This is a genomic window from Brucella gallinifaecis (assembly GCF_006476605.1).
Lineage (GTDB): Bacteria > Pseudomonadota > Alphaproteobacteria > Rhizobiales > Rhizobiaceae > Brucella > Brucella gallinifaecis.
The window spans coordinates 125383-139230 of sequence record NZ_ML636805.1; the positions used below are offsets into that span (position 1 = coordinate 125383).

Genomic DNA, 13848 nt, shown 5'->3' on the forward strand with positions numbered 1-13848 from the left:
TATCTTGCGGAAGGGCGCTGACATGGATGCTCCTGTTCAGATCAGGATTACCGATATTGATGTGCGGGACCGCTTGCGAGAGGTCGATGCGCTGAAGGTTGAATCCCTGAAACATTCATTTTCCGAACTTGGCATGCGTACACCGATTACGGTTCGGGTTGGTGGCGAGGGCGATTTGCCTTACGCACTGACGGCAGGTGCGCACCGTCTGGAAGCGGCCCGGCTGCTGGGCTGGGAGGAAGTGCCTGGCTTCATCCGTGATGAAAGCAAGCTGGATGCCGAACTATGGGAGATTGATGAAAATCTTGCCCGTTCGGAATTGTCCGCGGCAGATCGCGCCGTATTCACCTTCCGGCGCAAGGAGCTTTATTTGCTCAAATACCCTGAAACCGCACATGGCGGCGACAGGAAATCAAGCGGTCAACTTGGCCACTTGATCGACCGGGCTGAGCGCAAGAGTTTTATAGCTGCAACTGCGGAATTGACCGGAAAACCTGAACGCTCAATCCGGCGCGATGCTGAGCGCGGCGAAAAGATTTGCGAAGCCGCGATTCGGCTGCTGCGCGGCACGCGGCTGGATAATGGCACCACGCTTGATCGGCTTAAAAAATTGCCGAATGATCTGGCGCAAATCGCCTTTGTCGAAGGTGCGCTGGCAGATGAAAAGCGCATATCAGCCGAAAGCAAGCAGATCCGCGCACAGCAACAGAAGGTGAAACACTCTGTCCGCCTCACAACTATGGCGATGATTGCGGATCGTGGTGCTGCAACGGCTCCGGCTGAACTTGGCCGTGTCTATCCGGTCTATTATTTTGATGCGCCTTGGCAGTTTGGCGTTCATTCGGAAGTGACGGGGCGCGAAAAGAGCGCTGAAAATCATTATCCGACCATGCCTACCGACAAGATCATAGAGCTTATGTCGGGTCTGATTGGCGGCACAAATCCTGCGGTTTGTTTCGCATGGGCCACCAATCCGATGCTGTTAGATGGGTTGCGCGTTCTGGATGCCTGTGGTTTTACCTATGTTCATCACTGGATCTGGGACAAGGAAGTTGCAGGAACAGGATATTGGGGCCGCGACCGGCACGAACTGCTGTTGATTGGGCGGCGCGGCGATGTTGCGGCGCCATTGCCCGGCACCCAGCCTGAAACTGTTCACCGCGAGCGCAAGGGCAAGCATTCTGCCAAGCCTGCATTTTTCGCGGAACAAATTGAGCGGATCTATCCTGATTTACCGAAATTGGAGTTGTTTTGCCGTGATCCGCGACCGGGTTGGGATGCCTGGGGCTTTGAAGCTGCGGGGAAGGCTGCGGAATGAAGCCTCTTCGCGTTTTCATTGCATGTGAATTTTCTGGAACTGTCAGAAATGCCTTTCTCGCTCATGGGCATGACGCATGGTCGTGCGACCTGCTTCCAGCGGAAGATCGCACAAATCGGCATATCATTGGTGACGCTCGCGATTATCTGCATGACGGTTGGGATTTGCTGATTGTCGCACATCCACCATGCACAAGGCTTTGTAATTCAGGTGTGCGATGGCTGTTCGGTCCGCCTGACGGCAAGACCGTCGAGCAAATGCAGCGTGAGCTTGTGGAAGCTGCCGATCTGTTTTCGACGTTCTGGAATGCGCCTATCCATCGCGTGTGTATTGAAAACCCGGTCATGCACAAACACGCCAAGGCGCTTATTCGCCATTATGAGCCACCTTCGCAAACCGTCCAGCCATGGCAGTTCGGACATGGTGAGACCAAGCGCACATGCTTCTGGCTGCGTAATCTCCCGCCATTAACGCCGACAAACATTGTTGAGGGCAGGACGGCACGTGTACATCGCATGCCTCCTGGACCTGACAGGTGGCGTGAGAGAAGCCGATTTTTCTCCGGCATTGCCGATGCTATGGCTGACCAGTGGGGTAGATTGCCTGCTGCCGAATTTATGGAGGCCGCAGGATGAAGTTAATCCGAAAGCGTAACATTTACCTCTCAGGTCCGATGACCGGTTTGCCGGAATTTAATTATCCGACATTCTATCGGGTTGCGGCGCAGCTTCGGCAGTCGGGTCATCGCGTCTATAATCCGGCAGAGTTCCCGTATGATGGCGATCCGAATGATTTTCCTATTCGGAAGGCGTTTGCATCTTATTGCAATTTCATCTGTCTGGAAGCTGACACAATGGTCATGCTACCGGGCTGGGAGCGCTCGAAAGGTGCACTCGCAGAGCGTCAACTGGCACTCAATTGCGCTATCGACATCATAGAGTGGCGAGGTGCCTTATGAGTTCGGAAGGTATCGAACTTCGTCGCATCCGTGAAAAACTGGCAGCACTGAACGGCGATGACTGGCAGCTTTGCTGCGAAGGTGATGTATCATTTGTCGAAGCGAGGACGCGCGACGGCGAACTCAACAGGATCGCAACCTTTCATCCCGGCGCAACGCCTGATGAAATTGAGATGGTTGTTGGTGCGCCGCGAATGGCGGCATTTATGCTTAAGCTGGTTGATCGTGCGATCAAAGCTGTACGGCAGTCCACGCCACAACGGGATGCCTCACGACAGAGCCGCCAGCGCAAGCCCCGTGATTTCGCGGCAGAGGCCGCAATGAAATGCGATGATGCTGTTTTCAGGGCGTTTCTCGAAGAACAGCACGGCTTTGAGCGGCCCTTAACATCGGATCGAGCGGCGCAACGGCTGCGCTCGATCCTCAATATTACATCCAGAAAAGAACTGAACGAAAGCAGTGCTGCCGCTGAACGCTGGCAGGATTTCCGCGCTGCTTTCGAAGCATGGAAGAGGGCGGGGCGATGAGCATTGCTGTTATGTCACGGCTGTTTAAGGCGCAACTTGGCTCGCCAAACAGGAAAATATTGGCAATTCGTCTGGCAGATTTTGCGGACGATGAGGGGCGCGGCATCTGGCCAACCGTGGGCCGTCTGGCGACTGAAACGGAATTATCAGAACGTACCGTGCAGCGTCTTTTACGAGAGTTTGTAGACGATGGCTTATTGATAGTCGTCGCTGAAGGTGGCGGACGTCCTGGACAGGCCACTCGTTATGACTTCGATATGCGGGTGCTTGAACGCTTTGCGGCACCAAAAAAGGCGGGGGACGGGTGTCATGGTGACACGGGTGTCACGGTGTCACCCGTGTCAAAGGAAGCGGAGACGGGTGACAATGGCGACATAGAGGGGTGTCACGGTGTCACCCAAACCGTAATAGAACCATCATATAAACCATCATTGGAGAGAGAGCGCGAGAGCGAGCAGGATGGGAAGGAAAACCGTAAGGCCATCGAGCGAGCCTTCAAGAAAGCTTTCCATGCTTGGCCTACAGCGGTTGTAGACAGTGAGCGTGATGCCCGCCGTGCTTGGAATGCACTTTCGGCAGATGAGCGTAAAGCGGCTGGTGAAGAGGCCGGGCGTTACATCGAAGTCAGTAAGGCAACAGGTCGCAAAGGAAATTGCTCCTATCAGATTTATCTGCGTGAAAAGCGCTGGGAAAAGCTTCCAGTCAAAGCTGCGACCGCACAATCGACAGATTCACAATCTGCGCCTGCCGCACCACTGGGTAAGATCTGGGGTGCAAGGGTTTACGAACTGCTGCTTGCCGGTCCTTCTCGCACCGTCTCACTCAACGATATTGAGCGCAGTGTGGCCGAAAGCGGTCGTTTCACTGAAGAAGAACTTCTTCTTGAGAAGCAGGCTCGTCATGGGTTTCCCGAAGTGAATGAACTGTTTGAAAAAGCTGCAAATCGTCGGGGTGCTCTTGTTCCTTCGCGGTTGCTGGCAATCAAAGATTTGCTGGTGCAGCTCCGCATCGGTAGCGATGATTGGGCCGTATGGGAAGGGTTTCACAAACAGCGTGGATGGCCTTGGTTGCCCAATCTGGGCAGTGCTGAGTGGGTCTACTTCCCAGTTGGTGGCCCAGAAGGATTAAACGGTTTCGAGACAGCTTTGAGGGGATTGGGTGAACATGATGGTAATTGATCAACGTCAGCTCAATCAGGCAGATCAGATCGACCTGACACGTTGCTATGCGAAGCTGGATAAGTCGATCATTGAACGTAAGCGCCGTCGAAACTTGATTGCAAAAGCTGCTGTTCGGGCAGGTGATGATTCGCCGTGGTTGGTGCTTCGTGTGATGACTGGAAAGGAAATTGATGTGCGTGACGCACTCGATACGGTCGGGATTGAAACACTTGTCCCCATGAAAATGGGGAAAGAAATAAGGAAGAGGCACCGTGTTATTGCGCCCAAAAAAGAACCTGTGTTCATTGGTTACATCCTCACACGCTGCGTCATTTGCAATGAATCACTGGCTGCTCTTTTGGGATTCGAGCATGTTCTAGGCATGCTTGGTGGCAATGATTCACCGTACCTTATTGAGAATGAAAAGATTAGCATTTTCAAACAGAAGGCGGATGAAGGTCATTACGATTATGAAGTGCCACAACAGGTGTTCCGGCGAGGGATGAAGGTGTTAATTAGAGAAGGTATCTTTGCCGGATCGACAGGCGAGGTTGTATCAGGTGGTGCTACGGGAAAAGGCAATGCAGTGGTGGATATCAACTTTTTGGGCGGTTCAACTCCTGCAATAATGCCTCTTGCAATCCTTGCGCCTCTGTGAGCGTATTCTCTCCACGGATAATCCGATGATCCTGTAGTGAGCCTCTGAGAACGCCTAGACAGCGGGAACGAAAGTTCTGAGGTTGGTACGCCGGTCGGACCCCGCCCTGACAGTCTCAATCACGAGACATAGATTCAGGGCCAGAGCGTGAGCTATGTCTAAAAATTAACAATCACACTGAGCGCCCGATGTGGCGCTCTTTCCATATCCATAGGGCAGAGTATTATGAAGCTTGACGTTTCAGCTGGCCTTGGTGGTTCGTCTGCCGCCTTTCTGAACTTGGAAACGAGCAGCTTTGATGAAATGGTGACTTCTCTTGAGCGAGATGTCATGCCGAATGCTGCTGTTGCTGCACTCAATCGTGTTGCTGCGGTCGGTCGGCTACAAGTGCAGGAAGAGATGGAACTGAGGCTCGATCGGGTTACTCCTTTTGCAAAACGAGGTGTTATCTATGAGCGAGCAAACAAGGATCGGCTATCAGCTACAGTTATGATTTCCGGTCGATCATGGGCAGCAAAAAACGCTACGCCACCGGCAAACTTCCTGACACCGCAATTTTTTGGCGGTCAGCGAAACTTGAAATCCTTTGAGCGTCAGCTTCAATCAGCGGGTTATCTCAAGTCTGGTGAATATGCGGTCCCTGGAAGAGAAACACCTCTTGATCAATACGGCAATGTGCGGGTGGCTTTGATTGTCCGCATCCTTGCGGACCTCAGAGTTACGCCGAGAACCGAGGGGTATAACCGAAAGCGTAGTGAGGCTTCAACGAAACGCAACCGGAACTATCGCTTCGCTCGTTTCTTTGTTGCTGATCGCAATTCGCACCTCCACCCCGGAATTTGGCAACGCGATCCACGTGATAACAGTATTAAGGCAATATTCTTGTTCGTTCGAATGCGGCCTTACGAGAAACGTATCGATTTCTTTGGTGTCGTGAAGGGCGTGGCCGAAAAGCGGTTCGGTCAGTTCATGGCGGAAGAGATCGGCAAGCGGATGAAACGATGACCGATCCGAAATCAATCTGAGCCTCAAAATGTTTCGGGTCCTTCCTCGCCGGGTCTGACTGCGGGTATTTCGCACGGCTGCATCGGGTCAGTCTGAGCCGGAAAACAAAGCCTAAACTCAAGGCTAAACAACTAAAGTCACTCACTAAAATCCGGCATTCAACAGTAGTTGGTCCTGCGATTGCATTCGTACTGGATGGTGAAACAATGGCTCTTACGCTGACATATCGGACTCGTATGCAGGGGCGACGACGTGTTACCCCCGTGGTTCTGAACCCGGGGGATGACATGAAGTTTGAAATAGATTTGCTGCGCGATCTTCTGATTTACGTCGAAGAAAATGCCGTAGACCCATGGTCTGATTTGGTCGAAGTATCATTGGAAGGATGGACGCCAAAGGAAATCACTTACCACGTCATCCTCGCTGAAGAGGCAGGGTTAATCAAAGCGTGGCTTTCTGAAATTCCCGATGCCGAAAACCCGATAAATATTCTAGTTTCATTCAGCATTCAGCGTCTTACGTTCAACGGCCATGAGTTGCTTGGTTCCATTCGAGAACCGAAGCATTGGCAACTCATCAAGAAGGGTGCCAAAAGTGCGGGCATTGGCACGGTTGGAGCGCTCGGCAGCTACATACAGGCATATGTAAAGGCTGAGATAAACAAACGCTTCGGGTTGGATATTTCCTGACACCCTGTGACGGCCTCGTTTATCGATCCTGCAAGATATTTTGAGGCCTTTAAATGACAGCAACGCAATCGTTGCCCACGATGACGAAGGGCGAGTTTGCCCGATTGATCAATGTCACGCCGGGCCGTGTGTCTCAGTACATTGCTTCGGGCCAGATCGGACCGGATGCCTTGGATGGCACAGGGCGCAGCGCACGCATCATCGTTGATAAGGCGCGCCGCCATCTTACTGGTCGGCTGGACGTTGCGCAGCGGCTTGGTCTGAATGGGATCGCAACACGCACTGCGCCTTCAGGAGAACCGAAACAGGAGCTTGATTTTTCAAGTGCGCCACCAGTCACGCTTCCTCGCACAGATGCGGTTGCGGACCAGATTGCACTCGAAAAACTTGAGCAGGCGAAAATGCAAACCGCGCGGGCACGCCGCGAGGAAGCACTTGCAGAGGGCCGGTTCATTTATGCAGACGAAGCGAAAGCCGAGATCACACGTGCCGTTGCGATGGCCTATCGGGTGATGGAGGGCGGGTTAGCCGATATGGCAACATATCTTGCTGGTCAGTTTGAGGTGCCGCAACGCGATATATTGCATCATTTGCAGAGGTCATTTCGTGATGTGCGCGCTCGCGCAGCCCAAGGCTTTCGCGAGTCTGCTGAGAATGAACCGGCCCATGTGTCTGATGAGGTCGCTGAAACGGATGAGGATGAGGAATGACACTTCTCTGCAATCCGCGCCAGCTGACCTATCAGGTGCTGATGCAGCAAACGGAACCGCCGCCGCCTGTTGATTATCTCAAATGGGCAAAAGGCAACATCGTCTTTTCTGATCGTATTACGCAGTTTCCGGGACCGTATAACGAAGCGCTGTTTCCGTTCTTCTCGGAGATACTTCGTGCACTCTCACCTGAAGACGCTTGCCGTATGGTGACGATTTCAAAGTCAGCGCAGGTCGGCGGAACGGTGCTGGCGAATATCTTCACGCTTGGCACCATGGACATGGATCCGTGCGATTTTTTGTATGTGCATCCGACTGAGGAAAACGCGTCACGTTGGTCCAAGCAAAAGCTGATGCCGCTGTTGCGCGAAACGACTTCACTTGCAGCACTCTTTCCGGAAAAAAGCCGGGATGGCAGTAACTCCATCCATTACAAGGAACGCGCAGACGGACGCGGGGCAATTCAGGCAGCAGGTGCAAATTCGCCGTCTGGCCTTTCAATGATATCGCCGCGTAAGCAGGTACAAGACGATCTGTCTAAGTGGCAGAACAATGAGGCAGGCGATCCAGAAAGTCAGGCCGAAAGCCGGTCGAAGGCTTTTATCTCTGCAAAGATTCTCAAAATCTCAACGCCGCTGATTGCTCCAGGCTGTCGGATATCGAGTAACTTTGAACAGGGTACGCAAGAACGCTACCATGTTCCATGTCCGCATTGTTCGCATCTGCATGCTCTCGAATGGGAGAACATGCGCGATCATATCAATGTCGAGCATCCAGAAAAGGCTGGTTTCTTCTGCCCGAAATGTGGTGGCGAAATCCGCGAGCATCATCGCGCTTGGATGGTCGATCCAGCCAATGGTGCCAAGTGGGTGGCCAAATATCCGGAGCGGGCGCGTTATCATCGCTCGTTTCATATCTGGGTGGCTTACTCGCCGCTTGAAAGCTGGGAGGCACTTGCACGCGCATATCTCAATGTGCAGCGCGGCGGACCTGATGACAAAGGCAAGAAATCCGGCGCCGAACAGGTGTTCTTTAATGATTGGCTTGGCCAGCCATTTGAAACGGATGGCGAGGCGATTGGCTGGGAGTTACTGCGAGACCGTTCAGAGATGGGCAGCGTCATTCGTGGTGTTATTCCACCGCGTGCTTTGATTCTGACTATTGGCATCGATGTTCAGGGCGACCGCGTTGAGTGGCTGCTTCTGGGGCATGGCAAAAACCGATATCGCGTCGTCATTGATCGCGGGATTTTTGATGACACGGCAGGCCGGTCATTGCCGGGCTATGTTGCGCATTCGGGGCACATCTCAGAGCCGCAGGTGCAATATGCGCTCTCGAAACTGATCCAGCGCGAATGGCCCGATTCATGGGGCAATAAACGCCGCGCTGATCTGACTGCTATCGACGGCAACGCCTATACTGAGGATGTCTGGGAATGGGCACGAAAGCACCCGATTACTGATGTCATCATGGTGCGCGGTGATAATCGTGAAGCGGCTCCAATGCTCGCACAGGTAAAGAAGGAAAAGGACAAGCGCGGCAAGCCGCTTCGGTATCAACGCCGTTTCTTTAACTTCAATGCATCGGTGATGAAGGCTTCGCTTTATCGGTCTTACAAAAAGGAAGATCCCGAACAGACCGGCTATTTCGAGTTTGCTAAGGGTCTGGGCGATGACTTCTTTCAGCAGGCAACATCTGAGCGGCGTGTGCAGCGAAAAAGCCGTGCTGGTCATCCTTATTATGAATGGGAATTGCCGTCAGGCGTACGCAATGAAGCGCTCGATATGATTAATCAGGCGCAGGCTGCTGCGCTCCGCCTCGGCATCAATTATTGGACCGAGGAAGAATGGGATGCGCTGGCTGAACGCCTTGCCAGTGAGCCTCCACCTGCGCAGCTTGATCTTGAAGAAATGATGTTTCAGCCAGCGCCACTAGCACCGTCTACATCAAAGCCTGAAACTCAGGAAAACAACCCGCTCGTAGCGGCAGCAATTGCCAGAGCGCGAGCACGAGCCTCACGCCGAGGCTGACAGGAGAAGTCATGGCCAGTCGTGAGATTATTCAGCAGCGTCTCACCGAGGCACAGAACGCGTTGCATCGGTTGCTGACAGGAACTGCCACCGTGCAGTTGAGCTATCAGGGTGAAAGCGTCACCTATACAACTGCCGATGAAGGAAAGCTGCGCGGGTACATCAGAGAACTTGAGGCACAGCTGGGTATTGCACCTGCACGCACACGTGCGCGAAGGGTGGTGTTCGGATGAGCGAAACAGTTATTCTGGACGGCTACGGCAACCCATTGCCCGCAGCCGTTCGTACCGCAGCCCGCAGACGTTATTCTATGAGTGCTGCCTATAGTGCAGCAAGTAACGAACATGCATCCATGGCAGCATGGAGGCCCGGCACATATTCCGGTCATTCAGCCCTCGGCCTTAACCGTGATGTTGTTGTTGATCGCATTAATGATGCGGTTCGTAATAGTGGCTGGGCTTCGGCTGGCGTTACGCGTCTCGTTGACAATGTGGTCGGTTCAGGCTGGCGCTTGTCATCGAAGCCAAATGCCCGAACGCTCAATCTCACAGAAGATGAGGCAGATGAGATCGGTGACCAGATCGAGGCGCTCTGGTCTGATGTGGCTACTGATCCGCGCAACTGGTTCGATGCGGAACGCACAAAATCAGTTTCCGGCATCCTTGGACTTGCTGCGCGTCACCGCTTTACGGATGGCGAAGCCTTCGCGGTATTGCCCTATCGCATGGGCGGTAATGGCTATGGCACATGCGTGCACGTGATTGATCCTGCCCGCCTTTCTAATCCGATGGGCCAGATGGATACCGAGACGCTGCGCGACGGTGTTGAACTCGACGAGTATGGTGCACCGATTGGCTATCATGTTCGTAAGGCGCACGCGGGTGATGTGTTTGGGCGAATGCGCGACACCTTCATTTGGGATCACATTGAACGTGAAGACGAATTTGGGCGACCACTTGCCGTACATTCATATGAGGCAACCCGCGCTGGCATGACCCGTGGTGCGTCACGTTGGGCACCAATTTTGCAGCAGCTGAAACAGGTGTCGGATTACAATGATTATGAATTGCAGGCAGCATCGCTCAACGCGGTTATGGCAGCATTCATCAAAACGCCGTTCGATATGGACCAGCTGGCGGATTCGCTGGGTGCTTCCGATATCGGAAAGTCTATCAATTCGCTGGGTGCTGCGCAGGCAGCAGCTTATGCGGCTGATCCGATCCGGCTTAAGGGTGCGCAGATCAACTTCCTTAATCCCGGTGAGGATGTCGTATTCACAAAATCCGAGCATCCGAATGCTGCTTTTGAAGTGTTTGTGAATGCTGGCCTTCGCAACGTCGCCTCGTGTGTGGGGCTGACATACGAGCAGCTCACGATGGACTGGTCGAAGGTTAATTATTCCAGTGCGCGTGCAGCGTTGCTGGAAATCTGGCGCGGGCTTTCATCTGAGAAATCGAGTTTTGCCCATTCCTTCATGCAGCCGATCTATTGGGCATGGCTGGAAGAGGTGTTTGACCAGGGGCGCATCCGTCTGCCAGCGAGAGCTGTTTCATTTGAAGCCAATCCTGCTGGTTGGGTTCGTGCTGCATGGATCGGCAGTGGTCGTGGTTGGGTTGATCCTGAGAAGGAAGCCAAAGCCGCAGCCATCCGACTTGCAACAGGCCTAACAACTCAGGAATCGGAATCAGCCGAACAGGGTCGCGACTGGAAGGAAGATACAATCCAGCGTGCCCGTGAACTTCGATTTGCTCGCAAGCATGGTGTCACGCCGGGCGAAGCTGCAAGTGCCGGTGTGGTGTCGCGTTTCGTCAATGAGCCGACTAAGCCGGGTGAAGGTGATGAGGAAGAAAACAAATGATGCCATATGCAATGCCGGAAGTTGCGGCGCGTCTCTTCAATACGCCGCTTATGTTGCATGAGGGCAAAGCCAACATCATAGCGCGGGCGTTTGGTCCGCGTGTTCTCGGAAACGAGGTGAATGTGCGGGCGTCGCCAGAGATGGGTGTACTCACACAGGATATGCGTGAATTGCGCGATGGCTGGACTGGTGAGAAAACATATAACGGTCCGAAAACGGTCGGCTCAGTCGCCGTCATCGAGGCGGAAGGCTCTCTCGTCAATAAGGGTGCTTGGGTTGGTAAATCCTCTGGAGTCACCTCTTATGAAGGTCTGAACATTCAGATTGCAGATTGTCTTGAGCGCGATGACATAAAAGGCGCTGTGTTTGAAATCGATAGCTTCGGTGGCGAGGTGGACGGTTGTTTCAACTGCGCAGAGGATTTGTATCTCCTGTCTCAGAAAAAGCCGACAATTGCCATTTTGACTGATCATGCATGTTCCGCAGCTTATCTGATCGCCTCCGCTTGTCGTCAGATTGTTATCCCTTCCACGGGTTACGCCGGTTCTATCGGTGTGATCTCGATGCATGTTGATGCATCCGAATGGGCGAAAAAACAGGGGCTTAGTGTTACGATCCTACGAGCTGGTGAGCGCAAAGCGCGCCCCGGCATGTTCGAAGCCATGTCCGATGAAGAATACAGTACCGCAATTGAGGATCTTGAATCCATGCGCGTGCTGTTTGCTGAAACCGTTGCAAGATATCGCAGCGGTCGCATTTCTCTTGATGCCGCTCTCGCAACCGAGGCGGATACGTTTCGAGGCCAGAAAGCCGTTGATCTTGGCATTGTCGATGCGGTTGCTCGGCCCAAGGATGCCTTCAACGCTTTTCTGGCAGCGATAGGCGCGTAAGCGCAACGCCTGATCCACTCCTACAATCAAATAAGGAATTGAGCCGATGTCGCTTTCACGCGCTATCCGGGCTGCCGTCACTGGTCGCTCCCTGAAATCACGTCTTGAAGAAGATAAGCCAGAGGAACTTGAGGACGATGAACGTCCGGAAGAGGCCGAGGACGATCCTAAGCCCGAAGAGGCTGAGGATGAGCCAAAGCCCGAAGCCGACGAAGACGAGCCGGTTGCGGACGAAGATAAAGACGAAGGCGAGTTTGCACGTGGTCGCCGTGCTGAACGCAAGCGCATGTCTGCTATTTTGAGCTGTGAGCAAGCGGACGGCAATACTTCGCTCGCTGCTCATCTCGCATTCAGCACCAATATGAGTGCTAAGAATGCGATTGCCACGCTGAAGGCATCTGGCCCGGCTGCATCTGCAAAGGCTTCCTTGTCCTCGCGCATGAATGGCCGCGTTCCAGCCCTTGGCAGTGGCGGCGGTGCAGCCCAGCCAAAGACTGCCGATGCGAAGCTTGTGGCATTTGCCAAGAACCGGGCGGCTGCGCGCAAGGCATAAAGCCTTAGCCCGAGCTACCTTTCACACATATACAGGGGAGAGCTGCAAATGCAGACCCAAAATTATACGCCGGGCGATCTGCTCGTTGGCGATTATCCGGTTGCTGTGCGCACGGTCACAATTGGTGCTGGTCAGGTTTTGAAACGCGGTGCCGTCTTGGGTGATGCTGCTGGCACATTCATATTATCGGCTTCTGCTGCAAGCGATGGTTCTGAAGTCCCGTCAGCAGTTCTCGCCGTCGATGTCGATACCTCTGCTGGTGCCGTCCAGACCCGCATTTATGCATCTGGTGGTTTTGATAGCTCCAAACTCATTCTGGGTGCGGGTCACACTGTCGATAGCGTTGAGAAAGCTTTCCGCGACGCATCGGCACCGCTTTTCACCCACAAGCTCGCTTAACCGCAGCCATTCACCACGTGCCTTATTAAACGCTAACTTCAAGGAATTTCCGGAATGGAAGACTATCTTTTCAGCACGGTTGCGCTGACTGCGGTTATCGAATCCCGCGACCGTCCAACCGCATGGATCCGCGATACATTCTTTCCGAACGGCTTTCAGTCGGATTCGGAAGAAATCGCATTCGATAAGCTCAAGCGCCGTCGCAACGTCGCGCCGTTTGTTTCGCCACTGGTTCCGGGCCGTGAGCGCGCCATTCGTGGCCGTCAGACCACAACGTTCAAACCGGCTTATGTGAAGCCCAAAAACACCATTCGCCCAGGCGAAGGTTTCCGCCGCCGTCCGGGTGAGCGTATCGGCGGCGAAATGAGCGCCGAGGATCGCTACCTCCAGACTGTTACCGATACGCTCTTTGATCAGGATGATGAAATCACCCGTCGCGAAGAGATCATGGCAGCGGAAGCCCTGAAGCTCGGCAAGATCAATGTGAGCGGTGAAGATTATGAAACGCAGGTCATTGATTATGCTCGCAAGGCAGAATTGACCGTTGCTCTGACTGGTGCAAACCGTTGGGGCGAAAATGGCGTTAAAGTCCGCACGTCCATTCGTGATTGGGGCACGCGCGTGGCGAAAGCCTCGGGTGGCGCTGCAACAGAAATCATTCTTGGTGCGGAAGCCGCTGAATTGCTTCAGACCGATGAAGAAATGCGCCAGCTCCTTGATAATCGTCGTCAGGCTGATGGCATCATGCAGCTTGGTCCTATCGCAGCTGGTAGCGAAGACATGGTTGCGGTCTATCTCGGCTCGGTCGGTCAGTTTAATTATTGGCAGTACACGCAGCTGTTTCAGGATGATGCCGGGAACGACATTGAAGTGTGGCCAAGCTTTGGTGTTGGCGTGATTTCTCCTTCGCAGTTGCAGGGCTTCATGGCGCACGGTGCGATTCAGGACGTTGGTGCACGCCTGTCTCCACTCTCGCGCTTTGCCAAAATGTGGATACAGGATGATCCGTCGGCAACCATGCTGATGACACAAGCCGCTCCACTGCCGGTTCCCGGTGACGCGAATGCTTCCCTCTTCGCCATGGTTCGTTAAT

Annotated in this window: 16 protein-coding genes; all 16 read left to right on the plus strand. The window is 53.6% G+C overall.

Annotated elements, in window-relative coordinates:
- The first annotated feature begins 22 nt into the window (after positions 1–22).
- Positions 23–1318: an MT-A70 family methyltransferase gene (locus tag FHY56_RS10670; protein WP_140905149.1), complete on the plus strand. Its 1296-nt coding sequence runs from the start codon at positions 23–25 to the stop codon at positions 1316–1318.
- On the plus strand, positions 1315–1953 hold the full coding sequence (locus FHY56_RS10675; RefSeq protein WP_140905150.1) for a hypothetical protein: 639 nt from the start codon (positions 1315–1317) through the stop codon (positions 1951–1953). Before FHY56_RS10670 ends, FHY56_RS10675 begins: the two co-directional genes overlap by 4 nt.
- The gene (locus FHY56_RS10680; RefSeq protein ID WP_140905151.1) at positions 1950–2276 is read left to right on the plus strand and encodes a DUF4406 domain-containing protein; all 327 of its coding nucleotides are present in this window, start codon (positions 1950–1952) and stop codon (positions 2274–2276) included. Before FHY56_RS10675 ends, FHY56_RS10680 begins: the two co-directional genes overlap by 4 nt.
- Complete coding sequence (locus tag FHY56_RS10685; protein ID WP_140905152.1) at positions 2273–2803, plus strand: hypothetical protein; 531 nt, start codon at positions 2273–2275, stop codon at positions 2801–2803. Before FHY56_RS10680 ends, FHY56_RS10685 begins: the two co-directional genes overlap by 4 nt.
- A complete protein-coding gene (locus FHY56_RS10690) occupies positions 2800–3981 on the plus strand; it encodes a helix-turn-helix domain-containing protein (RefSeq protein ID WP_158447753.1) in 1182 nt (393 codons plus the stop codon). Before FHY56_RS10685 ends, FHY56_RS10690 begins: the two co-directional genes overlap by 4 nt.
- Complete coding sequence (gene nusG, locus FHY56_RS10695) at positions 3968–4621, plus strand: transcription termination/antitermination protein NusG (protein ID WP_140905154.1); 654 nt, start codon at positions 3968–3970, stop codon at positions 4619–4621. Before FHY56_RS10690 ends, nusG begins: the two co-directional genes overlap by 14 nt.
- Before the next feature lie 225 nt (positions 4622–4846).
- The gene (locus tag FHY56_RS10700) at positions 4847–5626 is read left to right on the plus strand and encodes a hypothetical protein (protein WP_140905155.1); all 780 of its coding nucleotides are present in this window, start codon (positions 4847–4849) and stop codon (positions 5624–5626) included.
- Positions 5627–5913: 287 nt separating this feature from the next.
- Entirely contained in the window at positions 5914–6315 is a 402-nt protein-coding gene (locus FHY56_RS10705) for a DUF2513 domain-containing protein (RefSeq protein ID WP_158447754.1), read from the plus strand.
- 53 nt (positions 6316–6368) lie between these two features.
- Positions 6369–7025, plus strand: coding sequence for a hypothetical protein (locus tag FHY56_RS10710; protein ID WP_140905157.1), 657 nt, complete (start codon positions 6369–6371; stop codon positions 7023–7025).
- The gene (locus FHY56_RS10715) at positions 7022–9055 is read left to right on the plus strand and encodes a phage terminase large subunit family protein (RefSeq protein WP_140905158.1); all 2034 of its coding nucleotides are present in this window, start codon (positions 7022–7024) and stop codon (positions 9053–9055) included. The genes FHY56_RS10710 and FHY56_RS10715 overlap by 4 nt, the downstream gene beginning before the upstream one ends.
- A gap of 11 nt (positions 9056–9066) precedes the next feature.
- On the plus strand, positions 9067–9288 hold the full coding sequence (locus FHY56_RS10720; RefSeq protein ID WP_140905159.1) for a phage head-tail joining protein: 222 nt from the start codon (positions 9067–9069) through the stop codon (positions 9286–9288).
- A complete protein-coding gene (locus tag FHY56_RS10725; RefSeq protein WP_235889471.1) occupies positions 9285–10913 on the plus strand; it encodes a phage portal protein in 1629 nt (542 codons plus the stop codon). The genes FHY56_RS10720 and FHY56_RS10725 overlap by 4 nt, the downstream gene beginning before the upstream one ends.
- On the plus strand, positions 10910–11803 hold the full coding sequence (locus tag FHY56_RS10730) for a S49 family peptidase (protein ID WP_140905160.1): 894 nt from the start codon (positions 10910–10912) through the stop codon (positions 11801–11803). Before FHY56_RS10725 ends, FHY56_RS10730 begins: the two co-directional genes overlap by 4 nt.
- A gap of 46 nt (positions 11804–11849) precedes the next feature.
- Positions 11850–12356 carry a hypothetical protein gene (locus tag FHY56_RS10735; protein ID WP_140905161.1) on the plus strand — a complete coding sequence of 169 codons (507 nt, stop codon included), beginning with the start codon at positions 11850–11852 and terminating at the stop codon, positions 12354–12356.
- 48 nt (positions 12357–12404) lie between these two features.
- The gene (locus FHY56_RS10740; protein WP_140905162.1) at positions 12405–12755 is read left to right on the plus strand and encodes a head decoration protein; all 351 of its coding nucleotides are present in this window, start codon (positions 12405–12407) and stop codon (positions 12753–12755) included.
- Between the two features lie 54 nt (positions 12756–12809).
- Positions 12810–13847 carry a major capsid protein gene (locus FHY56_RS10745; protein ID WP_140905163.1) on the plus strand — a complete coding sequence of 346 codons (1038 nt, stop codon included), beginning with the start codon at positions 12810–12812 and terminating at the stop codon, positions 13845–13847.
- The last annotated feature ends 1 nt before the right edge of the window (position 13848 follow it).